The 26,830-nt window shown below is 62.8% G+C and carries 22 protein-coding genes; 4 read left to right on the forward strand and 18 right to left on the reverse strand.

Annotation, left to right across the window (positions count from 1 at the left end):
* Nucleotides 1–29 precede the first annotated feature (29 nt).
* Both AYM40_RS12635 and ppsA read right to left on the reverse strand, forming a co-directional pair.
* Entirely contained in the window at nt 30–485 is a 456-nt protein-coding gene (locus AYM40_RS12635) for an NfeD family protein (protein ID WP_063496519.1), read from the reverse strand.
* A 180-nt stretch (nt 486–665) separates the two neighbouring features.
* Complete coding sequence (gene ppsA, locus AYM40_RS12640) at nt 666–3,071, reverse strand: phosphoenolpyruvate synthase (RefSeq protein ID WP_063496520.1); 2,406 nt, start codon at nt 3,069–3,071, stop codon at nt 666–668.
* A 529-nt stretch (nt 3,072–3,600) separates the two neighbouring features.
* Between ppsA and ppsR the strand changes: the two genes are divergently transcribed.
* Nucleotides 3,601–4,416, forward strand: coding sequence for a pyruvate, water dikinase regulatory protein (gene ppsR, locus AYM40_RS12645; protein WP_063496521.1), 816 nt, complete (start codon nt 3,601–3,603; stop codon nt 4,414–4,416).
* Between the two features lie 89 nt (nt 4,417–4,505).
* Here the strand turns inward: ppsR and AYM40_RS12650 are convergent, their stop codons facing one another.
* The 16 genes from AYM40_RS12650 to rpsB form a co-directional block, all read right to left on the reverse strand.
* Nucleotides 4,506–5,288, reverse strand: a complete 783-nt coding sequence (locus tag AYM40_RS12650; RefSeq protein ID WP_063496522.1) for a TrmH family RNA methyltransferase — start codon at nt 5,286–5,288, stop codon at nt 4,506–4,508.
* A gap of 61 nt (nt 5,289–5,349) precedes the next feature.
* Nucleotides 5,350–6,114 (reverse strand): ribonuclease HII, encoded by a 765-nt coding sequence (rnhB, locus tag AYM40_RS12655; RefSeq protein ID WP_063496523.1) that lies wholly within the window; start codon nt 6,112–6,114, stop codon nt 5,350–5,352.
* Nucleotides 6,111–7,280, reverse strand: coding sequence for a lipid-A-disaccharide synthase (lpxB, locus tag AYM40_RS12660; protein WP_063496524.1), 1,170 nt, complete (start codon nt 7,278–7,280; stop codon nt 6,111–6,113). Before lpxB ends, rnhB begins: the two co-directional genes overlap by 4 nt.
* Before the next feature lie 3 nt (nt 7,281–7,283).
* Nucleotides 7,284–8,072 (reverse strand): acyl-ACP--UDP-N-acetylglucosamine O-acyltransferase, encoded by a 789-nt coding sequence (gene lpxA, locus AYM40_RS12665; protein ID WP_063496525.1) that lies wholly within the window; start codon nt 8,070–8,072, stop codon nt 7,284–7,286.
* A 95-nt stretch (nt 8,073–8,167) separates the two neighbouring features.
* Nucleotides 8,168–8,632 carry a 3-hydroxyacyl-ACP dehydratase FabZ gene (gene fabZ / locus AYM40_RS12670; RefSeq protein WP_006048683.1) on the reverse strand — a complete coding sequence of 155 codons (465 nt, stop codon included), beginning with the start codon at nt 8,630–8,632 and terminating at the stop codon, nt 8,168–8,170.
* A 244-nt stretch (nt 8,633–8,876) separates the two neighbouring features.
* Complete coding sequence (lpxD, locus tag AYM40_RS12675) at nt 8,877–9,980, reverse strand: UDP-3-O-(3-hydroxymyristoyl)glucosamine N-acyltransferase (RefSeq protein WP_063496526.1); 1,104 nt, start codon at nt 9,978–9,980, stop codon at nt 8,877–8,879.
* Between the two features lie 169 nt (nt 9,981–10,149).
* On the reverse strand, nt 10,150–10,686 hold the full coding sequence (locus AYM40_RS12680) for an OmpH family outer membrane protein (protein ID WP_181448373.1): 537 nt from the start codon (nt 10,684–10,686) through the stop codon (nt 10,150–10,152).
* Nucleotides 10,687–10,790: 104 nt separating this feature from the next.
* The gene (bamA, locus tag AYM40_RS12685) at nt 10,791–13,094 is read right to left on the reverse strand and encodes an outer membrane protein assembly factor BamA (RefSeq protein WP_063496528.1); all 2,304 of its coding nucleotides are present in this window, start codon (nt 13,092–13,094) and stop codon (nt 10,791–10,793) included.
* A 67-nt stretch (nt 13,095–13,161) separates the two neighbouring features.
* Nucleotides 13,162–14,547 (reverse strand): RIP metalloprotease RseP, encoded by a 1,386-nt coding sequence (gene rseP, locus AYM40_RS12690; RefSeq protein WP_063496529.1) that lies wholly within the window; start codon nt 14,545–14,547, stop codon nt 13,162–13,164.
* Nucleotides 14,548–14,554: 7 nt separating this feature from the next.
* Entirely contained in the window at nt 14,555–15,760 is a 1,206-nt protein-coding gene (locus AYM40_RS12695; protein WP_063496530.1) for a 1-deoxy-D-xylulose-5-phosphate reductoisomerase, read from the reverse strand.
* Between the two features lie 10 nt (nt 15,761–15,770).
* Nucleotides 15,771–16,592 carry a phosphatidate cytidylyltransferase gene (locus tag AYM40_RS12700; protein ID WP_063496531.1) on the reverse strand — a complete coding sequence of 274 codons (822 nt, stop codon included), beginning with the start codon at nt 16,590–16,592 and terminating at the stop codon, nt 15,771–15,773.
* A complete protein-coding gene (gene uppS / locus AYM40_RS12705; RefSeq protein ID WP_063496532.1) occupies nt 16,586–17,368 on the reverse strand; it encodes a polyprenyl diphosphate synthase in 783 nt (260 codons plus the stop codon). The genes AYM40_RS12700 and uppS overlap by 7 nt, the downstream gene beginning before the upstream one ends.
* A gap of 63 nt (nt 17,369–17,431) precedes the next feature.
* Nucleotides 17,432–17,992, reverse strand: a complete 561-nt coding sequence (frr, locus tag AYM40_RS12710) for a ribosome recycling factor (protein WP_054035184.1) — start codon at nt 17,990–17,992, stop codon at nt 17,432–17,434.
* 100 nt (nt 17,993–18,092) lie between these two features.
* Nucleotides 18,093–18,806, reverse strand: a complete 714-nt coding sequence (pyrH, locus tag AYM40_RS12715) for a UMP kinase (RefSeq protein WP_063496533.1) — start codon at nt 18,804–18,806, stop codon at nt 18,093–18,095.
* Between the two features lie 220 nt (nt 18,807–19,026).
* Nucleotides 19,027–19,908 carry a translation elongation factor Ts gene (tsf, locus tag AYM40_RS12720; protein WP_063496534.1) on the reverse strand — a complete coding sequence of 294 codons (882 nt, stop codon included), beginning with the start codon at nt 19,906–19,908 and terminating at the stop codon, nt 19,027–19,029.
* Between the two features lie 192 nt (nt 19,909–20,100).
* Nucleotides 20,101–20,853 carry a 30S ribosomal protein S2 gene (gene rpsB / locus AYM40_RS12725; RefSeq protein WP_028199373.1) on the reverse strand — a complete coding sequence of 251 codons (753 nt, stop codon included), beginning with the start codon at nt 20,851–20,853 and terminating at the stop codon, nt 20,101–20,103.
* Nucleotides 20,854–21,346: 493 nt separating this feature from the next.
* Here rpsB and map point away from each other — a divergent pair, with 493 nt between their 5' ends.
* Genes map through AYM40_RS38490 form a run of 3 tightly spaced genes read left to right on the forward strand, consistent with a single transcriptional unit; the run spans nt 21,347 to nt 26,720 of the window.
* On the forward strand, nt 21,347–22,156 hold the full coding sequence (map, locus tag AYM40_RS12730) for a type I methionyl aminopeptidase (RefSeq protein ID WP_063496535.1): 810 nt from the start codon (nt 21,347–21,349) through the stop codon (nt 22,154–22,156).
* Nucleotides 22,157–22,187: 31 nt separating this feature from the next.
* Nucleotides 22,188–24,767 (forward strand): [protein-PII] uridylyltransferase, encoded by a 2,580-nt coding sequence (locus tag AYM40_RS12735; protein ID WP_063496536.1) that lies wholly within the window; start codon nt 22,188–22,190, stop codon nt 24,765–24,767.
* Between the two features lie 6 nt (nt 24,768–24,773).
* A complete protein-coding gene (locus AYM40_RS38490) occupies nt 24,774–26,720 on the forward strand; it encodes a pseudouridine synthase (RefSeq protein ID WP_082855076.1) in 1,947 nt (648 codons plus the stop codon).
* Nucleotides 26,721–26,830: the final 110 nt, after the last annotated feature.

Consider the following 26,830-nt stretch of genomic DNA (forward strand, 5'->3'; position numbering starts at 1 on the left):
CGTAGTTCTGTGCACGCATTGGTGCACGCTCAAGCCACGGTTGCCTTGGCTTTCGCTTGCCGGCTGGCCACGACGACGAGGCAACTGCCACGCATCTCGGCGATTTCATAGAACTGCGCATCTTCGGGCTCGCCGGCGGCCAGTTCGACGTCCCACGCAGCGCCGCGGTAATTGGCGCGCGCCCGGCGCTCGTGCCACGCCGGCACGCTCAAGGTCTGGCCAATGTCCAGATTGACGTCCGGGTTCTTCGACGCTTCTTTGCGCGCTCTGCGGCCGAAGCGCGAACGCCTCAGCAACAGGACCGCCGCCAGCGCCACGACAGCTGCAATCGCGAACTGCAGGTCGGCGGTCGCGCCCGCCAGATGCGCAATGGCAGCCGCAACGCAGCCCACCGCGATCATCAGCAAATAGAAAGTGCCGCTGATCAACTCCAGCACGACTAGCACACCCGCCCCGATCCACCAGAACAATCCACCTGGCGCCACGTCGACCTCCAGAAAGCAAAACACCCCGGATCTACCGGGGTGTTTATAGCACGAAGCGCGTGCATTTTATTGGGCGGTGCAGCACGCTTTTACGTGCTTTTGATGTAGCGCACCACCCTTTATGCAAGCTGCCTATCGGGCACCTGCCCGGGGCTTGTTTATTGCGCTTTTTTACTGCGCTTACTGCGCCGACGACTTCGCCAACTTCTGCCACGTCTCGATGATCGAGTCCGGGTTCAGCGAGATCGACTTGATGCCTTCATCGGTCAGCCATTGTGCGAAGTCAGGATGATCCGACGGGCCCTGGCCGCAGATACCGACGTACTTGTTCAGTCGCAGACACGTGTCGATCGCGCGCTTCAACAAGAACTTGACGGCCGGATCGCGCTCGTCGAAATCGACTGCCAGCAGTTCCATGCCCGAGTCGCGGTCGAGGCCGAGCGTGAGTTGCGTCAGGTCGTTCGAACCGATCGAGAAGCCGTCGAAGAATTGCAGGAATTCCTCGGCGAGAATCGCGTTCGACGGCACTTCGCACATCATGATCAGGCGCAAGCCCTTCTCACCGCGCTTCAGGCCGAACTTCTCCAGCAGCCCGACCACGCGCTCCGCCTGCTTCAGCGTACGCACGAACGGCACCATGATCTCGACGTTGTCGAGGCCCATATCTTCACGCACTTTCTTCAGCGCGATGCATTCCATCTGGAACGCTTCGGCGAAGTCGTCAGCGATGTAGCGCGATGCGCCACGGAAGCCCAGCATCGGGTTTTCTTCGTCCGGCTCGTAACGCGAACCGCCGATCAGCTTCTTGTACTCGTTCGACTTGAAGTCCGACAGACGCACGATCACAGGCTTCGGATAAAACGCCGCCGCGATCGTGGCGACACCTTCGGTCAGCTTGTCGACATAGAACGCGCGCGGCGATGCATGGCCACGCGCCACGCTCTCCACGGCCTTCTTCAGGTCCTGATCGATGTTCGGATACTCGAGAATCGCCTTCGGGTGAACGCCGATGTTGTTGTTGATGATGAATTCAAGCCGCGCCAGACCCACGCCTGCGTTCGGCAGTTGCGAGAAGTCGAAGGCCAACTGCGGGTTGCCGACGTTCATCATGATCTTCACCGGAATCGGCGGCAGTTCGCCGCGCTGCACTTCGGTGATTTCGGTTTCGAGCAGACCGTCGTAGATCTTGCCTTCGTCGCCTTCCGCGCAGGACACGGTCACCAGCGCGCCGTCCTTCAGCACGTCGGTCGCGTCGCCGCAGCCGACCACCGCCGGCACGCCCAGCTCACGCGCGATGATCGCCGCGTGGCAGGTACGGCCGCCACGGTTCGTGACAATGGCGGATGCGCGCTTCATCACCGGTTCCCAGTTCGGGTCGGTCATGTCGGCCACCAGCACGTCGCCCGGCTGCACACGGTCCATCTCCGACGGATCGTGGATCACGCGCACCGGACCCGCACCGATCTTCTGGCCGATTGCGCGGCCGGTCGTCAGCACGTTCGATTGGCCCTTCAGCTTGAAGCGTTGCTCGGCCTTCCCTGCAGCCTGGCTCTTCACCGTTTCCGGACGCGCCTGCAGAATGAAGATCTTGCCGTCGCGGCCGTCCTTGCCCCACTCGATGTCCATCGGACGCTCGTAGTGCTTTTCAATGATGACAGCGTATTTCGCGAGTTCGATCACGTCTTCGTCGGTGATCGAGAAGCGGTTGCGCTGCTCGTGTGCGACGTCGACGGTCTTCACGCGGCCTTGCTCGCCGGCCTTGGTGAATTCCATCTTGATCAGCTTCGAGCCGATCGAGCGGCGGATGATCGGGTACTTGCCTTGTGCGAGCGTGGTCTTGAAGACGTAGAACTCGTCCGGATTCACCGCGCCCTGCACGACCGTTTCGCCCAGGCCGTAGCTCGACGTGATGAAAACGGCGTCCTTGAAGCCCGATTCCGTGTCCAGCGTGAACATCACGCCTGCCGCACCGACGTCCGAGCGCACCATGCGCTGCACGCCTGCCGACAACGCGACTTCAGCATGGGTGAAGCCCTTGTGGACGCGATAGGAGATAGCCCGGTCGTTATACAGCGACGCGAACACGTGCTTCATGCGATCGAGCACGTCGTCGATGCCGACCACGTTGAGATAGCTTTCCTGCTGACCGGCAAACGATGCGTCCGGCAAGTCTTCTGCCGTTGCCGATGAACGCACGGCAAACGACAACTCTTCAGGCGAGCTGTTTTGCAGGGTCTCGAAACCTGCGCGGATATCCGCTTCGAGACGCGGCTGCATCGGGGCGTCGACGATCCATTGACGGATCTCCTTGCCCGCTTCGGCGAGCGCCTTCACGTCGTCGATATCAAGCGTTTCGAGACGTTTGGCAATGCGGTCAGTCAGATTGTTGTGATGCAAGAAGTCACGGAAAGCCAGCGCCGTGGTAGCGAAGCCAGTCGGCACGCGCACGCCGGCTTCGGCGAGCTGACTGATCATCTCGCCAAGCGACGCGTTCTTGCCGCCGACAATCTCCACATCGGTCATCCGCAACTGCTCGAACGGAACTACATACGCCTCTTCCTTTGCGACGGTAACTGCGTTAGTCATACAAGCCCCTAAGTGTGAAAGAAATTCACGGCTGTGCAAGTGGGCTTGGACGCGAGACGCCCATTGGAAGCGTGACCTCGCGTCTTGCACAACCTGTTGGAGAAGCAATCGCTGCAAATGGCCGGAAACACCAGAATCGCCAGAAGCACGACGTAGAAAGCGGTTGGACGAAATTACCGATCGATCCAACCCATTCGCCGCAAGTTGCCGGCTGAAAGCGCGGCGTTGACCGACCGTTCGCGGTAAGTTAGACGCCAATCGCCTGCAATTGCTTATCCAACAGGTTGCCGCTATTCTACCGTGCCGACTCTCAAAATGTGACAGTCGGACGAGAATTGCGCCTCGAATTGCGCCCCGGACCGGCTGACGGGCTTTTGCGAGGCCCCGCCGCCATCCGGGCGCAGTTGCGGTGCCCACGGTGCGCTGACATGACGCCGCTGTCATTCACGGTTAGCCACCGTGCAGCGATGTCAATGCAGCGATGTTTCATTCGAGCGCTTTTTCCCGCTCACGTTCCCCAGTCCCCCTGATGCCGCCCACCGTATTCATCGTCTCCGACGGTACCGGGATCACTGCCGAAACCTTCGCGCATTCGATCCTCTCCCAGTTCGACCAGAAATTCCGCCTGGTTCGCGTGCCCTTCGTCGACTCGACAGACAAAGCCTACGCCACGCTAGAAAAGATCAACGAAGCGATCCAGCAAGACGGCCGCCGTCCAATCGTCTTCACGACGCTGGTGGACAGCGCCTCGAATCAGATCGTCAAAGGCTCGAATGCGCTCGTGCTGGATATGTTCCAGACCTTCGTCGAGCCGCTCGAACAGGAACTGGAGCTCAAGTCGAGCCACGCGATGGGCCGTGGCCACCAGAACGCCGATACCGAGGAATACAAGAACCGGATCGAGGCGATCAACTTCTCGCTCGCCCACGACGACGGTCAATCGAACCGCAATCTGGCCGATGCCGACGTGATTCTGGTCGGCGTGTCGCGCAGCGGCAAGACCCCGACGAGCCTGTATCTGGCCATGCAGTACGGGGTGAAAGCGGCCAACTATCCGCTGATTCCGGAAGACTTCGAGCGCGGCAAGCTGCCTACGCCGCTATTGGCGCATCGGCAGAAAATGTTTGGTTTGTCGATCGATCCGCAGCGGCTGTCGGAGATCCGTAACGAGCGCAGGCCAGGCAGCAAGTACGCCGCGCCGGAAAATTGCCGCTACGAAATCAACGAAGCCGAAGCGATGATGCGGCGTGAAGGGGTCAAGTGGCTGTCGTCGACGCATAAGTCGATCGAAGAGATCGCGACGACGATTCTGCAGGAGATCAAGCTGGATCGGCCGGCTTATTGAGCGTAGCCCCTGAGCGCGGCCTGTCTTACCTACGCGCGTGGCGCTGAGGTAACCGTGGAGGCCGCCTCAGACCTGAAGTCAGTGCAAGGTCACGCGCGCCGCTGCTGGCGGCACTGTTCGAAGACACAAACCGCCGCCGCGGCCGCCACATTGAGCGATTCCATGCCGCCCGGCTGAGGAATCGTCACCCGCAAGGAAACCGCATCGCGCCAGGTCTGCGATACGCCCGCCCCTTCGTTGCCGAACACCCACGCGAGCGGTCCGCTCAGGTCGCAGTCGTAGATCGCCTCGGCACCATGCGAATCCGTAATGACGACCGGCACCGCGAGGCGCTCGATCAATACCTGCGCTTCGACATCTTCGTGGATCTGCAGCAGAAAATGCGCGCCCATGCCCGAGCGCAGCACCTTCGACGACCATGCGTAGGCGGTGCCCGGTGCGCAAAACACCTGCTGAATACCGGCGGCCGCCGCGCTGCGCAGAATCGAGCCGACGTTGCCGGCGTCCTGCACGCCATCGAGCACGAGGCAGGTTTGCGCGACCTTCTCCGGCAGCGGCGTGTCGAGCTTTTCGACCAGCAGCAGAATCCCGACACCGTGCACGACGTTCGACAACTGGCCGAACAATGCATCAGGCAGCGTAACGATACGGTGCTCGTCGATGCGCGACACAATGGCCTGCGCTTCGTCGTGACGCAGCGCGCCCTCCGTGACAATGCACGTTTCCGGCTGCCCGGCGACGTCGAGATACGCGCTCGCGAGATGGAACCCTTCGAGCAATGCGTGACCGCTACGACGTTGCTGAGGCGTCGAGCCGGCCAGCGCCTTGAGGCGCTTGTAGAGCGGATTGTCCCGCGAGGTGATGGCTTTCACAGGCAGCGAAGACAGTGAGAATGATGAAAGAGTGGGCGATGCGCCGGGCCGCACATGGCGCTCAGGCGCCGCTGCGCTCGCCGAAGGCGTCGTCGTCGAGCATGGCTTCGGTGAGTGCGCCGGACACGATGATCACGTTGCCGGTCGGCAGCTGCTTCGAAGCCGTGCCAAAACGCTGATACGCTTCACGCACCGGCGCGAACGAGCGCCGATGATGCTCGCAGGGTCCATGTTCGCGCAGCGCCGCGAGATGCTGTGGCGTGCCGTAGCCGGCATGCGCGTTAAAACCATAGACCGGATAGGTTTGATGCAACTCGAGCAGCATCCGGTCGCGCGTGACTTTGGCGAGAATCGACGCCGCCGAAATGCTCTTGACCAGGGCATCGCCGCCGATTACCGCCTCGCTGCGAATGCTCAGCGTCGGGCAGCGATTGCCGTCGATTTTCACGAGTGTCGGCACGACTGAGAGGCCTTCGACCGCCCGTTTCATCGCCAGCATGGTGGCGTGCAGGATGTTCAGCGTATCGATTTCTTCGACGCTAGCCGACGCGATACAGCAAGCCAACGCCCGGTCGACAATCTTGTCGTAGAGTTCGTCGCGCTTTTTGGCGGTGAGCGCTTTCGAATCGTCGAGCCCGCGAATCATTGGCTTCGACGGGTCGAAAATCACTGCTGCAGCGACCACCGGACCGGCCAGCGGCCCGCGCCCGGCTTCGTCGACGCCGCAGACGATGTCATCCGGCATCTCGAAGTCCAGACCGGCCTGCCGCGCCGCTGCGCCTACAGCGGCCGCAGCCTTGCGGCGTGGTGCGCGTGCGGTGGTCACGGCCGCGCCTTCCGCTTTTCGATGACGCTCGCCACGACTTCCGCCGCACGCTGCGCGGTGTTCTGCTTCAGCACGTGATGCATCTCCGTGAAGATTTCCGTCAGCGTGCGCCGGTTGCCCTCGTCGCGCAACTGTTTCAGCGTGGCCTCGGCGAGCGCCTGGGGCGTGGCGAAGTGCTGCAGAATTTCGGGCACGACGAAACGCCCCGCCAGAATGTTCGGCAAGCCGACGTATGGAAGATAGCCCTGACGACGCATGATCTGGCCGGTCAGCCAGGGCACCTTGTACGAGATCACCATCGGCTTTTTCAGCAGCGCGGCTTCCAGCGTCACCGTGCCGCTCTTGACGAGGATCGCATCGGCCGCCGTCATCGCGATTTGCGACTGGCCGTCGGTGATGGTCAGTGCCAGACCGGGATGCGAGTCGACCAGCGGCCGCAACATTTCGCGCAGTGCGGGCGTGGCCGCCGGCATCACGAAACGCAAACCCGGCTCCTGGTGCTGCATCATTTCCATCGCGGCGAAGAACGTCGGACCGATCAGATCGATCTCCGAGCGCCGGCTGCCGGGCAGCACCGCGATGATCGGACCGCTTTCCGCGAGGCCGAGCGCTCGCCGCGCGCCGAGCGTATCGGGTTCGATCGGGATCTCGTCAGCCAGTGGATGGCCCACGTAGGACGCCGCGACGCCAGCCTTTTCCAGCAGCGCCGTTTCGAACGGGAACACGCACAGCATATGGTCGACCGCCTTGGCGATCTTCTTGATGCGCCCGCCCCGCCACGCCCAGATGGACGGACAGACGAAGTGAATGGTCGGAATGCCCGCGTCGCGCAACGGATGCTCGAGGCCGAAGTTGAAATCGGGGGCATCCACGCCGACGAACACCGATGGCGGTTCAGCCAGCAGTTGGCGCTTCAGTTCGTTGCGGATGCCGAGGATCTCGGGAATATGCCGCAGTGCTTCGACATAGCCGCGCACCGTCAGCTTTTCCATCGGCCAGTGGGCGTCGAAGCCCGTGGCGATCATGCGTGGGCCGCCGATTCCGTAATACTGGGTAGCGGCGGGCAAACGGCTCGCGAGACCGTCGAGCAGCGACGCCGCCAGCAGGTCGCCGGACGGTTCGCCGGCCACCATCGCGACGCGCAGCGGACTCGGGTTCAAGGCCATCGGTTAGCGGATGATGCCGCGTTGCGACGCTTCGACAAACGCGAGCAGCGTTTGCACCGGCGCATCGCCATCGCCACCCGCGGACGCGAGTTCGCGCAACTGCAGCTTCGCTTCTTCCAGCGACAAGCCGTTCTTGTAGAGCAGCCGGTACGCCGAGCGCAACGCCGAGATCGCGTCCGGCGAGAAGCCGCGGCGGCGCAAGCCTTCGACGTTGATGCCGTGCGGCTCGGCCTTGTTGCCTGCCGCGATCACGAACGGCGGAATGTCCTGCACCAACGCCGACGCACCGCCGAGCATGGAGTGCTCACCAATGCGTACGAACTGATGCACGCCCGACATGCCGCCGATAATCGCGTGGTCGCCGATCGTCACGTGGCCGGCCATCTGCGCATTGCTCGACAAAATGACGTTGCTGCCGACGTGGCAATCGTGACCGATGTGGACGTACGCCATGATCCAGTTGTCGTCGCCCAGCGTGGTGACGCCCGCGTCCTGCACCGTGCCGGTGTGGATGGTGGTGAATTCACGGATCGTGTTGCGATTGCCGATCACGAGCCGGGTCGGCTCGTCCTTGTACTTCATGTCCTGCGGACGGCCGCCGACCGATGCGTAGTGGCCGATCCGGTTGTCTTCGCCGATCGTGGTGTGACCTTCGATCACGCTGTGCGAACCGACCGTGGTCCGTGCGCCAATCGTCACATGCGCGCCAATGACGGCATACGGTCCGATTTCGACGGATTCGTCGAGTTGCGCGCCCGGTTCGACGATCGCAGTGGGATGAATCCTGCTCATGCGTCCTCGCTTCTGATTCTGTTGCGTTGTCTGGATGGACGTAGCCGGAACTCGCAGGGCTCAGGGTAAGCCGCTGACTGCCCGGACCCCGATCTTTAAGCGTCTTTGTCCGTGTGCCGCACCGCGCACATCAGGTCGGCTTCCGCCGCCACGACACCATCCACTTCAGCGCGCGCCTTGAACTTCCAGATGCCACGCATATGACGCTCGAACGTGCAGTTCAGGATCAGCTGATCGCCCGGTTCCACTACGCGCTTGAAACGTGCATTGTCGATGCCTACGAACAGATACAGCGTGTTCGAAGGATCGCTGGGCTCTTCCGAAAACGTCAGCAGGGCTGCCGTTTGCGCGAGCGCTTCGAGGATCAGCACGCCGGGCATGACCGGACGGGTCGGAAAGTGACCCTGGAAATACGGCTCGTTGATCGACACGTTCTTCAACGCTTTGATGCTCTTATGCGGCTCGAGTTCGAGCACCCGGTCGACCAGCAGGATCGGGTAACGATGGGGCAGCAGCGTGAGAATCTTATGAATGTCGAGATTGATTTTTTCGGTGCTCATGGTGTTTCTACTCACGCATTAACGGCGCGATGATGACTGCGGATGCTGGTGCAGGTGGGTTGGTAACGCGTGCTGCCGACGCTTGCCGAGACCCGGCGGCCATGCCACCCGGTCACGACAACCGACTTTGCTTCCTGATGCTTGCCCGCCATTTTACGCGGTGCCGGCAGGTTGCTCCGCGGGTTTTTCTGCGAGTTGGCCTGCGGGTTTGCCCGCGCGTTGGCCCGCGCGTTTGCCTGATATCTCAGGTTTTGTCGCCTGCGGACTTGCTTGCTGCGTCGGCCGGCTTGCCTGCCGACGCAGCATTTTCGAGCGCCTTGATACGGTCACGGAGTTTGTCGATGTTACGCAGCAAAGCGGCGCTCTTGTTCCAGTCCCCATGATTTACCGCCGGGAACGCGCTCGTGTAGATGCCCGGCTTCAGCAACGACTTCGACACGCCGGACTTCGCCGTGACGATCACATAGTCAGCCAGCGTTACGTGACCGGCAATCCCTACCGCTCCGCCGATCATGCAATGACGGCCGATCGTGGTGCTGCCCGCGATGCCCGCGCAGCCGGCGATCACCGTGTAAGCGCCGACCTTGCAGTTGTGGCCGATCTGCACGAGATTGTCGATTTTCACGCACTCTTCGATGACCGTGTCGGCCATGGCGCCACGGTCGATGGTGGTATTCGCGCCGATTTCGACGTCTGCCGCGATCGACACACCGCCGACCTGTGGAATCTTCACCCAGCTGCCGGTACGCGCATCGCCTTCGCCGACGAAATCCGGCGCAAAACCAAACCCGTCCGAACCGATCACCGCACCCGCGTGCACGATCACGCGCTCGCCGAGCTTGCAGCCGTGGTACACCGCGACGTTCGGATACAGATGCGATCCCGCGCCGATCCGCGTGCCGCGGCCGATCACCACGTTGGCATCGAGGCGCACGTTTTCGCCGATCACCGCGCCGGCTTCTACCGTGACGTTCGGACCGATCACCGCGCTCGCGGCAATTTGCGCGGACGGGTCGATGGTCGCGCTCGGATGTACGCCGGGCACCGGCTTCGGCGCGGCCATGTCGATGAAGGTCTGCGCGACGCGCGCGAAGTAAGCGTACGGATTCGGCGTGACGATGAAGTTACGAGCTTCAAGGGAATTGAGCTTTGCGAGGTCGTCGGCGTTGATCAACACTGCGCCCGCACGGGTCGTCTCGACCTGCGACAGGTATTTCGGATTGGCGAGGAACGCCAGCTGGTCCGGGCCTGCCTGGTCGAGCGGCGCCAGACTGCCGACGCGCTGCGCCCCGTCTCCGACTACTTCACCGCCGAACTGTTGGACGATGTCCTCGAGCGTAAATGCCATGCCTATCCTGTCTCCTGTGTCGACCAGAGTTAGCGCTTTAGCGCTTACTCTGGTCCCATGCAACGCCGTCGACCAGAGTTAGCGCTTTAGTAGCGCTTACTCCGATCCCATGCCGCGCTCCGCCGCCCCCGGCAATCCCGCCCCGCCGCGGGCGACCCAGCATGCGCGTTCAGTTACCTGAGGCCGCGAGGGCCTTGAGCACCTGATCGGTAATGTCGATGCGCGGGCTCACGTACACCGCCTCCTGAACGATCAGGTCGTAGTGCTGCTGCTCGGCGATCTGCTTGATCACCTTGTTGGCCCGGTCGAGCACGGCCGCCAGCTCTTCGTTGCGCCGCTGGTTCAGGTCTTCGCGAAACTCGCGTTGTTTCCGCTGGAAGTCCGTATCCAGTTGCGACAGATCGCGCTGCTTCTGCGCACGATCGGCGGCCGACATCGACGCGCCGTTCTTGTCGAGCGAGTCGGACATCGCCTTCAGCTTCTGCGCCATGTCGGCCAGATCTTTGTCACGCTTGGCGAACTCCGCTTCGAGCTTGACCTGCGCAGCCTTCGCGGCAGCCGATTCACGCAGGATACGGTCCGAATTCACCGCAGCGATCCTGGCTTCCTGAGCGTGCGCGACTCCCGCCACGCCAACACCCAGCGTCATTGCCAGCGCAAACGCACACGCCACACGTTTCGAAAACATACCGGTTAGCAAAGTCATCCTCTCGATACTGTAGTTTGGCCGGGGCCGCCGCCGGGAGCCGCTCGTGCTGGCCGGGGCCGCCCGCCGCCCGCTCGCCGGCCGCCGGATCGCCGGCCGCCGGATCAGAATGCCGTCCCGATCTGGAACTGGAACTTCTGATACTGGTCGCCCGTGTGCTTCGTGAGCGGGAAGCCCAAGCTGAGCTTGAGCGGGCCGATCGGCGAGATCCACGCAAGACCTACACCGTAACCGTAACGCAGGCCATTCGCGCCGGTGCTGTTACCCTCCGTACCCCAGACGTTACCGCCGTCGAGGAACGTGAAGACACGCAACGTACGGTCGTATCCCGTGCCCGGCAGCGGGAACGTCAATTCGACGTTACCCACCAGCAGCTTCGAGCCGCCGATCGGGTCGTTCGTCTTCGCATCGCGCGGACCCAGCGAGCTCGGCTCGTAGCCCCGCACCGAACCGATACCGCCCGCGTAATAGTTCTTGAAAATCGGGTATGGCTTGCCGCCCATGCCGTTACCGTAACCGCCCTGGAAGTTGAAGCCCAGCACGAAACCGCGCGAGAACGAATAATAGTACTGCGCGTTGATGTCGGCCTTGTAGTACTGCGTGCTGCCGATCGGCGTGCCGTATTCGGCGTTCGCCTGCGTGAAGTAGCCGCGGCTCGGCACCAGTGCGCTGTCACGCGCGTCGCGCGACCAACCCACCGTGACCGGCACGTTGTTCGACACACGGCCGAATTCGTGCACGTAATCGATATAACTTTGCGGCGTGTTCGCGTCGATATCCAGCTGGTTCTGCTCGAGGCCGGCGCCGAAGTACACCGTGTCGACTTCGGAGAACGGAATACCGAACTTCAGGTCGCCACCGATCGTGACGATCTTGAAGCTCGAATCCGTCGAGTAGTACAGCGGCTGGTACGTACGGTAATAGACGTCGGTAATCCGCTTGATGCCGTCGACCGTGAAGTACGGGTCGACCTGCGTGACCGTCAAGGTACGGTACGTCTTGGCGGTATTCACGTTCACCGAGAGACTCGTACCCGAACCGAACACGTTGTCCTGCGACACGCCCGCGGAGAGCACCACCTTGTCGGTCGACGAGAAGCCCGCACCCAGCGTGATTGCGCCGGTCGGCTTTTCGGCCACCTTGACGTCCACATCGACCTGGTCCGGCGTGCCTTCGACCGGCACCGTAGTCACGTCGACATCGGTAAAGTAGCCAAGACGATTAATCCGGTCTTTCGACAGCGCGAGGCGGTTCGAATCGAACCATGAGCTTTCGAGCTGGCGCATTTCGCGGCGCACCACTTCGTCGCGAGTACGCGTGTTGCCGACCACGTTGATGCGGCGCACGTACACACGGCGGCTCGGGTCCACTTGCAGCGTCAGGTCGACCTTGTGGTGTTCCTGATCGATCTGCGGCTGCGCGTTGACAGTAGCGAACGCGTAGCCATATTCGCCCAGCTTGTCGACGATCGCCTTGGTGGTGGCTTGCAGCTTTTCAGCCGAGAAGCGGTCACCCGGTTTGATCTTGATGAGCTTGGCCAGCTCCGGCTCGCGGTCGAGCAGATTTCCCGCCAGCTTGATGCTATTGATCGTGTACGGCTCGCCTTCATGCAGCGTGACCGTCAGATACATGTCCTTCTTGTCCGGCGTGATCGATACCTGGGTCGACTCGATGTTGAACTCGAGGTAGCCGCGATTCAGGTAATACGAGCGGACGTTTTCGAGGTCGCCGGTGAGCTTGTCTTTCGCGTACAGGTCGTTCTTCGTGTACCACGAGAACCAGTTCGGCGTGGACAGCTGCATTTCGTCGCGCAGCGTACCCGTGCTGAACGCTTTGTTGCCGATGAAGTTGATCTGGCGGATCTTCGCGCTCGGACCTTCCGCCACCGAGAACAGCACCGACACGCGGTTGCGGTCGATCGGCGTGATCGTGGTGGTGACTTCGGCGGCATAGTAGCCACGCGTCAGATACTGGCGCTTCAGTTCCTGCTCGGCCTTGTCGACGAGTGCCTTGTCGTAGTAACGGCCCTGCGACAAACCGACCGCGCGCAGCGCCTTGGTCAGGTTCTCCTTGTCGAACTCGTGAATACCGGCGAAGTCGATCGTGCCGATCGCCGGACGCTCCAGCACCTGCACGATGACGACATTGCCTTCGGTTGCGATCTTGACGTCGTTGAAGAAGCCCGTGGCGTACAGCGCGCGGATGGCTTCAGAAGCCTTGTCGTCGCTAAACGTGTCGCCTTGCTTGATGGGCAGGTACGCGAACACGGTGCCGGGTTCGACGCGTTGCAATCCCTCGATCCGGATGTCTTGCACCACGAAGGGCGTCGTTGCGTGAGCAACCAGCCCATGCGCGGCGAATGCCGCGGCTATAACCGTCTTTGGAACAAAGCGATGAGGTTTAAACAACGTGCTTCCCCAGTGTGTATAGCTGCATCAGGTCAGACGGTCGCCATCGTGAACGCCGCCAGACACTTTAAAAATGGATTAAACGAGCCAGATCGTTGAACAGCGCGATCGCCGACAATGCGACGATGCAGGCGAGACCCGCCCTCTGAAAAACGAGTTGCCAGCGATCGGAGACAACTTTACCGGTTACAGCTTCAACCAAATAATATAACAGATGCCCCCCGTCCAAAACCGGAATTGGTAACAGGTTCAGTACACCGAGGCTAATACTGACAAGGGCCAGGAACGACAGGAATGCAGAAGGACCTAGACGTGCGCTCTTTCCTGCGTAATCGGCGATCGTCACGGGGCCAGAAAGATTCTTCAGCGAAGCCTCGCCGACGATCATCCGCCCGAACATGCGCACCGAATAAACAGCCAGATCCCACGTACGGCGCGCGCCGAGCTGCAGACTTTCGACCGGTCCATAACGCACGTCGATCGACGGCACCTGGGTGGCCAGCTCCGCACCGATACGGCCGATCTGCTGCCCCGTCGCGTCATCACGCTGCGACTGCGGGACGATGCGAACCTCTTCCAGCTTGCCCGCCGCTTGCCCGCCACGCTCTACCTGCAGCGTCACGGGCACACCGGCGTGCGATTTTACATACGCGATGAAGGCCGTGGCATTGTCGGTCGGAACGCCGTCGACCGCGCGCAGACGGTCACCCACTGCAAGGCCTGCCTGTTGCGCTGCGCTACCCGGCTGCACACCCGCGACCGTCAGCTTGCCACCACCCGGCTCGAAACCGAGACGCGACATAAAGTCGTCGTCGACGTCTTTCTCGGCGATGCCACGCAGATCCAGCTGGAAATCCGAGGTGCCGTGGGCATCTTTCGCGCTCAGCACGACGCGCTTGTGATCGAAAGCCGCACCCAGCAGTTTCCAGCGCAGGTCGGACCAGGAGCGCACGTGCCCGGATTCGCCGGCGTTCTCGGCTCGCACCGCAACGATGGTTTCGCCGCCGTCGAACCCGGCCAACGCCGCCGGCGTATTCGGAGCAGGCACAGCCACCACCGCCGCCGGCTCCGTCACGCCAGTGGCGAACACGAGGGCGAACAGGACGATGGCGAGCAGGAAGTTCGCGACCGGACCGGCCACGACAATCGCGAAACGACGCCACACCGACTGCCGGTTGAACGCATGCGGCAAGGCCTCGACCGGAATCGGCGCACCGCCGGTCTCGCGCTCGTCGAGCATCTTCACGTAGCCGCCCAGCGGCAGTGCGGCAATCGTCCATTCGGTGCCCGTCTTCGGACTCACCCACTGGAACAGCGGCTTGCCGAACCCGATCGAAAAGCGCAACACCTTGACGCCGCACAAACGCGCCACGCTGTAATGCCCGTACTCGTGGACGACTACGAGCACACCAATCGCGACCGCGAAGGCAAGCAGTTCGATCAGCAGATTCATAGGCGCCTCACTGGACGGCGCGTTCCGTGCGACGGGCGCCGTCCGGCAGGCGCGCAATGAAGTCGACAGCGGCGCGGCGCGCGGCGGTGTCGGCCTCAATCACGTCATCAAGCGCGTGCGCGCTGCGGTTCGGCAACGCGTTGAGTACGGCGTCCACAACCTGAGCGATCGCCATGAAACCGATCTGGCGCGACAGAAACGCTTCAACAGCGACTTCGTTCGCGGCATTCAGGGCCGCGCTCGCCAAGCCACCCTCGGCCAGCGCCTTCACGGCAAGCGCGAGACACGGGAAGCGCGTGTAATCCGGCTTTTCGAACGAGAGCGACGCGACCTGCAGCAAATCGAGTTGCGCCACGCCCGAATCGACGCGGTCCGGAAACGCCAGCGCATGCGCGATCGGCGTGCGCATGTCGGGGTTCCCCAGTTGCGCGAGCACCGAGCCGTCGGCGTACGACACCATCGAATGAATCACGCTTTGCGGGTGAATCAGTACCTCGATGCGCTCGCCCGGCAGATTGAAGAGCCAGTGCGCCTCGATCACTTCGAGGCCTTTGTTCATCATCGTGGCCGAGTCGACCGAAATCTTGCGGCCCATGACCCAGTTCGGATGCTTGCAGGCTTCGTCCGGCGTGACGTCGACCAGCGTAGCCGGTTCGCGCGTGCGGAACGGACCGCCCGAGGCGGTCAGGATGATCTTCGAGACGCCGCCGTGCTGCTCGGCTTCGCGCGGCAGGCACTGGAAAATGGCGTTGTGTTCGCTGTCGACCGGCAGCAGCACGGCGCCGTTGTCACGCACCGCGTCCATGAAGATCGCGCCGGACATCACCAGCGCTTCCTTGTTGGCGAGCAAGATGCGCTTGCCGGCGCGCGCGGCAGCGAGACTCGGCGCGAGGCCTGCCGCGCCGACGATCGCCGCCACCACCGTATCGCAGCCGTCGCTGTTCGAGACGTCGACGAGCGCTTGCGGCCCGTACGTGACTTCGGTCTTGCAGCCCCCCTCGCGCAGCTTCGCCGCGACGCGCGCGGCAGTATCGGCATCGCCGACTACCGCGACTTCAGGCTTGAAGCGCAGGCATTGCTCGACGAGCTTGTCGCCGTTGCGATGCGCCGTTAGCGCGTAAACCGAAAAGCGCTCGGGATGACGCGCGACGACGTCGAGCGTGCTGTCTCCAATCGAGCCCGTGGAACCGAGCAATGTCAGACGTTTTTGCATATCTCTTTCTCTAGCCGAGCAGCAGCATGGCAAGCGGCAGCACCGGCAACAATGCGTCGATGCGGTCGAGCACGCCACCGTGCCCGGGCAACAGGCCGCTTGAATCTTTCACTCCGGCCTGGCGTTTCATCATTGATTCGAACAGGTCGCCCACCACGCTGAATGCCACCAGCAGGGTCAGTGCGAGCAGTGTACGTACGGCGCCCCATTGCGCCAGCAGCGCAGAATACAGGGTCGGCTCGAACGCGTGCAAAAAGACCGCCGCAGCGGCGACGATCATCACAACCAGCCAGCCGCCGATCGCGCCCTCCCAAGTCTTACCCGGGCTGATGGCAGGCGCCAGCTTGTGTTTCCCGAAAGCCTTTCCAGAGAAGTATGCGCCGATATCGGCCAGCCATACCAACAGCAGCAGCGACAACACGAACGGCACACCCTTCATGCGCGCGGCGACGAGAGCATGCCAGCACGCGACGAATACCACAATGCCGGCAAGAAATAGAAAGGCTCGCCAAGCCCCCCGCGCGAAGGTCGGCTTGCGCAGAAGCACGTACGGCCCCGCGATCACCCAGAAAATAGCGGCCGCCTGAAAGAGCGGCCGGGGCTCCTCGACGCCGGTACCGAGACGTGTGCTCGCGACCAGCGCCACGGCGGCCACCAGCGCGTAAATGAGCGGGCCCGCGCCGCCGAGCTTCAACAGGCGCGCCCATTCCCACGCGGCGAACACGACGACGAAGGCGATCAACGCGCCGAACGCGCCCACCGGCGCGAACAACGTGACCGGCAAGAAGATCGCCAGCAGGATGATCGCCGTGATGACACGGGTTTTTAGCATGGAAGCGAATCGACGTTCTGCGATTGCGGCTCGAGTTGAGCACTGGTGCGGCCGAAGCGGCGCTCACGCTCCCCGTAGGATGCGATGGCGTGGCCGAGCGCGTCGGCGTCGAAATCCGGCCAGAACGTGTCGGTGAAGTAGAACTCGGTGTAGGCGAGTTGCCAGAGCAGGAAGTTGCTGACGCGGCGCTCGCCGCCGGTGCGGATAAAGAGGTCCGGCTCCGGCGCATAGGCCATCGACAGGTGTTCGGCGAACGAGTCCTCGTTCACCTCGACCGTCTTGCCCGCCAGCGCCGATTGCTCGGCGAGCTTGCGGGTGGCCTGCATGATGTCCCAGCGGCCGCCGTAATTGGCGGCAATGGTGAGTGTGAGTCGGGTATTGCGCGCGGTTTTGGTTTCCGCGCGCTTGATCAGGTCGCGGATGCGCGTATCGAACTTCGACAGATCGCCAACCACGCGCAAACGGATGCCGTTTGCGTGCAGTTTGCCGATCTCGCGCTCCAGCGCGGTGACGAACAGGCGCATCAGGAACGACACTTCGTCGTTCGGGCGGCGCCAGTTTTCCGAGCTGAAAGCAAACAGCGTCAGGTATTCGACGCCCTGCCGGGCGCAGGCCTCGACGGCCGCACGCACCGCGTCGACGCCGCGCGTATGACCGGCCACGCGCGGCAGACGGCGCTGGGTCGCCCAACGGCCGTTGCCGTCCATGATGATCGCGATATGTCGCGGCACCGCGGCGACATCAGGTACGCGCACGGTTGAGCTGGTATAGGTCATGGCCGTCGGGACAGTGACTGCAAAAAAAGAAGTGGAAACCCTGAAGGTGCTGAGCGTGCGGCCTCAGACCGTCATGATCTCGGCTTCTTTCGTCACTACCAGTTTGTCGATTTCCGTGACGAACTTGTCCGTCAGTTTCTGAACGTCGTCACCCGCACGGCGCTCGTCATCTTCCGAAATTTCCTTGTCTTTCACGAGCTTTTTAAGTTGCTCGTTCGCATCACGGCGCAGGTTACGAACAGCGACCTTGGCCGTTTCCGCTTCGCTCTTGACTACTTTGGTCAGTTCGCGGCGGCGCTCTTCGGTCAGCGCGGGCATCGGCACGCGGATCACGTCGCCTTGCGTGGCCGGGTTCAGACCGAGGTCCGACTCGCGGATCGCCTTTTCGACGACCTGGACCATCTTCTTTTCCCACGGCTGCACGCCGATCGTGCGTGCGTCGATCAGCGTCAGGTTCGCAACCTGCGAAATCGGTACCGGCGAACCGTAGTAATCGCACTGGATGTGATCGAGCAAACCCGTGTGCGCACGGCCCGTACGGATCTTCGACAGGTCGTTCTTGAACGCGTCGATCGAGCGCTGCATCTTTTGTTCAGCGCCCTTCCTGATATCAGCCACAGACATTTTTAAACCTCCGAACCTTCAAAACGGTACGAACCGGCCAGCGCGCACACGATGCGGCGGCCTGGATTCGCGTTAAAGCCCACGTTATGTGAACGAGAGTTTACACGTGGACGAGGGTGCCCTCGTCCTCGCCTAGTACGATGCGCTTGAGCGCACCCGGCTTGACGATCGAAAACACCCGGATCGGCAGCTTCTGGTCGCGGCACAGCGCGAACGCCGTGGCGTCCATCACCTGCAGATTGCGGCCGATGGCTTCGTCGAAGCTGATCGTGGCGTAACGGGTCGCACTCGGGTCTATCTTGGGGTCGGCCGAATAGACGCCGTCCACCTTGGTGGCTTTCAGCACGACTTCCGCGCCGACTTCCGCGCCACGCAGCGCGGCGGCCGTATCCGTCGTGAAGAACGGATTGCCGGTACCGGCCGCGAAAATCACGACTTTGCCTTCCTCGAGCTGGCGAATCGCGCGGGGCCGGATGTACGGCTCGACTACCTGGTCCATGCGCAGCGCGGATTGCACGCGCGCCTCGATACCGGCGTGGCGCATTGCGTCCTGCAGCGCCAGCGCATTCATCATGGTGGCCAGCATGCCCATGTAGTCAGCCGTGGCGCGATCCATACCGGCCGCGCCACCCGCGACGCCGCGGAAAATATTGCCGCCGCCAATCACCACGGCCAGCTGCGTTCCGAGACGGACCACTTCGGCCACGTCCGCTACCATTCGCTCGATGGTTGCGCGGTTGATGCCGAAGGCATCGTCGCCCATCAGGGCTTCACCGGAGAGTTTGAGCAGGACGCGTTTATAGGCAGTGGGCATAGGGGTATCCAGATCGCGCAGAACAGGGCAACAACAAGGGACTAATGTAGGGGTGAAATACTGATTCGGGCAAGCGCCGCCAAATTGACGAACCCTGGGGTTCGCCAGCAGCGGCTGCACAGCGAGGGTCAACCCGCGCGCAGCCTTGCGGCGCCGCCGACCGCGGCAAAGTCTTGCTCCGCCGCGGGTCCAACGGTACTAACTGAAGCTTAAGCGATGCTTATTGTTGCTTTGCAGCAGCGACTTGAGCCGCCACTTCAGCTGCGAAGTCGTCTTGCTTCTTCTCGATGCCTTCGCCGACCACGAACAGCGCGAACTTCTGCACGCTCGAGTTGCCGGCCTTCAGCATCTGTTCGATTGTCTGCTTGTCGTTCTTAACGAACGTCTGGTTCAGCAGCGACACTTCCTTCAGGTACTTCTGCACGCTGCCGTCGACCATCTTGGCGACGATTTCAGCCGGCTTGCCCGATTCAGCAGCCTTCTGCTCAGCAATGCTGCGTTCCTTGGCGATCAGATCCGCCGGCACGTCGTCCGACGACAGCGAGACCGGCTTCATGGCGGCGATGTGCATTGCCACGTCCTTGCCGATCTGCTCGTCCGCGCCGGTGTACTCGACCAGCACGCCGATACGGGTGCCGTGCAGGTACGCTGCCAGCTTGTTCGCCGTGTCGAAACGCACGAAACGGCGGATCGACAGGTTTTCACCGATCTTGCCGACCAGTGCCAGACGCACTGCGTCGACCGTCGAGCCGTCCAGCGGCAGTGCCGACAGCGCGGCGACGTCAGCCGGGTTTTGCGTAGCGACCAGTTCAGCGATCGTCTTCGAGAAAGCCAGGAAGTCGTCGTTCTTCGAAACGAAGTCGGTTTCGCAGTTCAGTTCGACCAGCGAACCAGCGTTGCCGCCGATGAACGATGCAACCACGCCTTCAGCCGTCACGCGCGACGCTGCCTTGCTGGCCTTGTTGCCCAGCTTCACGCGCAGCAGCTCTTCAGCGCGCGCCATGTCGCCATCGGCTTCCGTCAGCGCCTTCTTGCACTCCATCATCGGCGCGTCGGTCTTTGCGCGCAGTTCTGCAACCATGCTTGCGGTAATTGCCGCCATCATTTGCTCCTTGAGTTCCGTCTGTCACACGCCGCCCGGACTTCGATACCGGCGGCAAGAATTCGTTTCAACGTCGCACGTATTTTTTACGGTCTACGTTTAGGCACTGCTCACAGCACACCACTACTTTGTCGCGGCTTAAAAAAAGGGGGCCTGTAGAAAGCCCCCTTTTTTGCCGGACACGGGGTAGCTTTACGCTTCCCCGTTGACCTCGACGAACTCGTCGCCGTCACCGCCACGGGCAGCTTGCACCACTTCGTTGACCGCGTTAGCGCGGCCTTCGAGGATCGCGTCAGCCACGCCAGCCGTGTACAGAGCGACAGCCTTCGAAGCGTCGTCGTTACCCGGGATCACGTAGTCGATGCCTTCCGGCGAGTGGTTCGTATCGACCACGGCGATGACCGGAATGCCGAGCTTGTTGGCTTCGGTCACGGCAATCTTGTGGTAGCCGACGTCGACCACGAAGATCGCGTCCGGAATGCCGCCCATGTCCTTCACGCCGCCGATCGACTTTTGCAGCTTGGCCATTTCGCGTTCGAACAGGAGCGCTTCCTTCTTGCTCATGCGTTCGGTTTCGCCTGCTTCCAGCGCTGCTTCCATGTCCTTCAGGCGCTTGATCGAAACCTTCAGCGTCTTGAAGTTGGTCAGCATGCCGCCGAGCCAGCGTGCGTTGACGAACGGCATGCCAGCGCGCTGCGCTTCTTCAGCGATCGTGTCGCGCGATTGACGCTTCGTGCCGACGAACAGGATCGTGCCGCGATTCGCTGCCAGTTGACGCGCGTACTTCAGCGCGTCGTTGTACATCGGCAGCGTCTTTTCGAGGTTGATAATGTGAATCTTGTTGCGATGGCCGAAAATGAAGGGGGCCATCTTCGGGTTCCAGAAGCGCGTTTGGTGACCGAAGTGGACACCGGCTTCCAGCATTTGACGCATGGTAACTGCCATGTAAATCTCCGCGAGGGTTGGGTCTTAAGCCGGCTGCCGTATCGGCCGCGCTGCCTTTTTTGGCTGAACGCGACGGACACCCTGGGTGCGCCGGCTTGCGAGTCTGCTGCCTTGGTACTGCGCTTGCTGCTATTTACCCGTAGCGCAGGCAACTATCGCTACGAGAAGTCTTCCCGCCAGTTTTGTGCTGCATGCTTGTGCCGCATTAGCACAGCTGCTTGTGCCGCATTAGCACAGCAACAGACCAACAAAAATAAGACAGAGATCGACTTAGCCAAACATTATAGCACGCGACTATCGGCCGGCTCAACCCGCGCGGTAGCTCCCGTTCGCCGCGAGCGGTTGCACCCGCCCGCTCGCCACCGCCCGCACCAAGCCGCCCGCCTTCCGCCGCAGACACGGGAGCAAAAGACGCCGGCCCTCTCGCAAAACCCTGCGGCAGGCGGAATATGGTGCGATAATCCCGCAATAAATCGCATTTCAGGCCCGACTCATGGCTATTACGCTCAAAAACGAACACGATATCGCGCAGATGCGCGTCGCCTGCAAACTCGCTAGCGAAGTGCTCGACTACATTACGCCGTTCGTCACGGCCGGCATCACGACCGGCGAACTCGACCGGCTGTGTCACGAATACATGCTCAAGGAACAAGGTACGGTTCCGGCGCCGCTGAATTATCAGCCGCCCGGCTATCCGCCCTACCCGAAAGCCACCTGCATCTCGGTAAACGACGTGATCTGCCACGGCATTCCGGGCGACAAGACGCTGAAGAACGGCGACGCACTGAATATCGACGTCACGGTGATCAAGGAAGGCTACTTCGGCGACACCAGCCGGATGTTCATCGTCGGCGAAGGCTCGATCATGGCCAAACGCCTCGTGCAGACCACCTTCGAATGCATGTGGCTCGGCATCGACCAGGTGCGCCCGGGCGCCCATCTCGGCGATATCGGCTACGCCATCCAGAAGCATGCCGAAGGGCAAGGCTACAGCGTGGTGCGCGAATATTGCGGCCATGGCATCGGCACGGTATTCCACGAAGACCCGCAGATTCTTCACTACGGCCGTCCCGGCACCGGGCTCGAACTGCAGGCTGGCATGATCTTCACGATCGAGCCGATGATCAACGCCGGCCGGCGCGACATCCGCACCATGCCGGACCATTGGACCGTCAAGACCAAGGACCGCAGCCTGTCGGCGCAGTGGGAACATACCGTGCTCGTCACCGAAACGGGCTACGACGTGCTGACTGTCTCGGCCGGCACGCCCGCGCGTCCGCCGGTTGTCGCAGCCACGGCCTGAACGACTTCCGACCTCACCCGCCCGCCTGCCAATGAGTAGTGTTCCAGCCCTCGCCCAATCCCACGCCACGTCGCTCAAGGCAGACTATAAAGTGGCCAAAGCCCAGTTGCTGGAACGTTTCAAGACCGCCTCCAACGTCGACTCGCTGATGGGCGCGCTCGCGCGCGCCACGGACGAGTCGCTGCGCGCCGCCTGGAACACGTGTGAGCTGCCGCCCGAACTAGCCCTGCTGGCCGTCGGCGGTTATGGGCGGGGCGAACTCTCGCCGCATTCCGACATCGACATTCTGGTTCTGCTACCCGACGCGCCGATCAAGCATCTCGAAGCGCGCATCGAACGCTTTATCAGCCTCGCGTGGGATTTGGGGCTCGAACTCGGCAGCAGCGTGCGCAGCGTGTCGCAATGCCTCGAAGAAGCCGCTAACGACGTCACCGTGCGCACCTCGCTGCTCGAAGCGCGGCGCATTACAGGCAGCGACCCGCTCGTTGACGACTTTGCGAAGCGCTACCGCGAAGCGCTCGACCCGCGCGCGTTCTTCCAGGCCAAAGTGCTGGAAATGCGTCAGCGGCACGCCAAGTTTCAGGACACACCGTATTCGCTCGAACCGAACATCAAGGAAAGCCCGGGTGGCCTGCGCGATCTGCAGCTGATTCTGTGGATTACGCAGGCGGCCGGTTTCGGCAGCAGCTGGCGCGAGCTCGAAGCACGCGGCCTGATCACCGAGCGTGAAGCACGCGAATTGGGCCGCAACGAAGGCTTCCTGAAAACGCTGCGTGCCCGGCTGCATGTGATCGCCGGCCGCCGCCAGGACATTCTGGTGTTCGACCTGCAAACGCCGGTTGCCGAAAGCTTCGGCTACCAGCCGACGGCCACCAAGCGCGCCAGCGAACAGCTGATGCGCCGCTATTACTGGTCCGCCAAGGCCGTGACGCAGCTCGCCACCATTCTGATCCAGAACATCGAGGCGCAGCTTTTCCCCAACACGAGCGGCATCACGCGCGTGCTCTCGGAGCGTTTCGTCGAGAAGCAGGGCATGCTGGAGATCGCCAGCGACGACGTATTCCAGCGCGAGCCAAACGCAATCCTTGAAGCTTTTCTGCTTTACGAACAGACACCGGGCGTGAAGGGTTTGTCGGCCCGTACGCTGCGCGCGATCTACAACGCCCGCGACGTGATGGATCAGCATTGGCGGCGCGATCCGGAAAACCGGCGCCTGTTCATGGACATCCTGAAGCAGCCGGCCGGCATCACCCACGCGCTGCGCCTGATGAACCAGACCAGCGTGCTCGGGCGCTATCTGCTGAACTTCCGGCGCATTGTCGGACAAATGCAGCACGACCTGTATCACGTCTACACGGTCGATCAGCACATTCTCATGGTGTTGCGCAATCTGCGCCGCTTCGCGGTCGCCGAGCATGCGCACGAGTATCCGTTCTGCAGCCAGTTGATCGCCAATTTCGACCGGCCGTGGGTGTTGTACGTGGCGGCGCTGTTTCACGACATCGCCAAGGGCCGCGGCGGCGACCATTCCACGCTCGGCATGGCCGACGCGCGGCGCTTCTGCCGTAACCATGATATCGAGGGCGAGGACGGCGAACTGGTCGTCTGGCTGGTCCAGCAGCATCTGACCATGAGCCAGGTCGCGCAGAAACAGGACACGAGCGACCCCGAAGTCATCAAGCGGTTTGCCGAACTGGTCGGCAACGAGCGCCGGCTCACCGCGCTTTACCTGCTGACCGTGGCAGACATTCGCGGCACCAGCCCGAAAGTCTGGAACACCTGGAAAGGCAAGCTGCTCGAGGACCTCTACCGCGCGACCCTGGCGGTGCTCGGCGGCGCACGGCCGGACGCGCACTCCGAACTGAAGTCGCGTCAGGAAGAGGCGTTGGCCCTGCTGCGCCTCGAAACCGTGCCGGAAGGCGCGCAGAAGGCGCTATGGGACAAGCTGGACATCGGCTACTTCCTGCGCCACGACGCGGCGGATATCGCATGGCAGACCCGCGTGCTGTCCCGGCACGTCGAAACCGCAACGCCGATCGTGCGGGCGCGTCCTTCGCCGATCGGCGAAGCGCTTCAGGTGCTGGTGTATGTGAAAGACCAGCCCGATCTGTTCGCCGGCATTTGTGCGTATTTCGACCGCAATGGCTTGTCAGTGCTCGATGCGCGGGTCAGCACGACCCGTCATGGCTACGCGCTCGATAATTTCCTCGTCGCGCATACCGAAGAAGACGTGCATTATCGCGATATTGCCAATCTGGTCGAACAGGAACTGACCGCACGCCTGACCGGTGACGGCACCCTGCTTCCGGGACCGTCGAAAGGCCGTTTGTCACGGCTGTCGCGGACCTTCCCTGTTACGCCGCGCGTCGATCTTCGGGCCGACGAGCGCGGCCAATATTACATCCTGTCCGTGTCTGCGAACGACCGGCCAGGCCTTCTTTATTCGATCGCGCGCGTGCTGGCCGAGCACCGGGTCGGCGTCGCGTCGGCGCGGATCAATACGCTCGGCGAACGCGTCGAAGACGTGTTCCTGCTGGATGGACGCGGTCTGTCGGACAGCCGCCTGCAAATTCAGGTCGAGACCGAACTGCTGCGCGCGATTGCAGTGTGAGATTTCATGCGAGTCAAATTAACAGCCAAGCACCCGCGGCCGGCTTCGTCCGAACGCGCCCCTGTCCGTACCGGAAGCACCTCGGCGCGTAAGCCGACGCGTCCGGCCGGGCCGAAGCCGTCCCCGTCGACGGCGGGTTTTAGCGGGGCGCGGGGTGAAGGCGCTGGCGCAGCGGGTGGCGGCAAGCGGCCGGCTGGCGCAGGTAAGCCGGCAGGCGCCGGCGCGCGTGCGCCACGGGCTGAAGGATCGTTTTCCCGCGAGCGGGATGCGGGTGGTGCGCGCCGGGCACCGTCGGATCGGCCGCCGCGACGCGAAGGGGCAGGCGCCGCGCCGCGCCGCTTGGAGGGCAGCGGTGATCGTGCACCGCGTCGAGATGACGGCGAGCGCGCACCGCGCCGGTTCGAAGGTGGTAGCGAGCGCAGCGAACGTGCTCCGCGCCGCGCTGAAGGCGAACGCACTCAAGGTGCACCGCGCCGGTTTGAAGGTGCTGGCGATCGAGGCGAACGTGCCCCGCGTCGCTTTGAAGGCAGTGCGGATCGTGGCGAGCGCAGCCAGGGCGCGCCGCGCCGCTTCGAAGGCAGCGCAGATCGCAGCGAACGCGCTCCCCGTAGTTTCGAAGGCAGCCGCGCCCCGCGCCGTGACGACGGCGAACGCCGCTCGTTCAGTGGTCCGCGTCCGGGCGCAGGCCGTCCGTCGGAGGGCGGACCGCGTGGCGAGCGTCCGGCGCGCGATGCCTCGGATCGGCCCCGCTTCGGCAGCGACCGTGGCGCCCCGCAGGAGCGCCGTAGCGGCGAGCGCGGACCACGCAGCGACAGCGCGCCGCGCCGTTTTGAAGGCGAGCGTGGTTCGTCCGAGCGTGGCGAGCGCACTTTCGCGAAGCCCGTCAAAAGCGGCTACGGTGACCGCACGGACCGCCCGGCGCGCGCACCGCGCGACGACCGTGGCGAGCGAGCACCGGCCAAGCGGGAATTCGGCGATCGTCCGGCGCGCGCCGGTGAACGTAGCGAACGTAATGACCGGGGCGAACGCCCTGCTCGCAGCTTCGACAAGGCGCTGCCGGCCGCCGGCCGCCGCTTTGGCGATGACACCCGCCCCGCTCGCGCCGACAAGCCGCGCGGCCCGGCGCCAGCAGCCAAAGCCGAACGCGACGCCGATGCCGCTCCGCGCACACCCCGCCGCGATTACGAAGATGCGCCGGGCACCCTGCGCCTGTCCAAGCTGATGTCGGAACTCGGCCTGTGCTCACGCCGCGAAGCCGACGAGTGGATCGAAAAAGGCTGGGTGCTGGTCGACGGCGAGCGGATCGACACGCTCGGCACCAAGGTTCGCCCCGACCAGCGCATCGAGATCGACCCCGCCGCCGAAGCCGCGCAAGCGAGCCAGGTAACGGTCCTGATCCACAAGCCGGTGGGACTTGTATCGGGCCAGGCGGAAGACGGCTACCAGCCGGCGATCACGCTGGTCACGCCGGAAAACCGCTGGGAAGGCGACCATACTGACATCCGCTTCTCGGTCGCGCATCTGCGCCAGCTAGCGCCGGCCGGGCGCCTCGACATCGATTCGACAGGCTTGCTGGTGCTGACGCAGGACGGCCGCATCGCCAAGCAACTGATCGGCGGCCATTCGGAAATCGACAAGGAGTATCTGGTGCGCGTGTCGTTCGGCGAGCACACCACCGACGTCGAAAGCCACTTCCCGCCGGAGAGCCTCGCGCTCTTGTGCCACGGCCTCTCGCTCGACGACGTGCCGCTGAAACCCGCACAGGTCAACTGGCAAAACGGCGAGCAGTTGCGTTTCGTGCTGCGCGAAGGCAAGAAGCGCCAGATCCGCCGGATGTGCGAACTGGTCGGCCTCGAAGTGATCGGCCTGAAGCGCGTGCGGATGGGCCAGGTGATGCTGGGCGCGCTGCCGCCGGGCCAATGGCGCTATCTGTCGGCGGACGAGTCGTTTTGATGCCGGGAGCCTGACGCCTCAACCAGCGAAAGATTCACGGTGCCTGCGCCGTGAGGTTCGCCCAACAAAAACCCACGCCGAGGCGTGGGTTTTTTGTTTCCGGCGGCGCG

The organism is Paraburkholderia phytofirmans OLGA172 (assembly GCF_001634365.1).
Classification (GTDB): Bacteria; Pseudomonadota; Gammaproteobacteria; order Burkholderiales; family Burkholderiaceae; genus Paraburkholderia.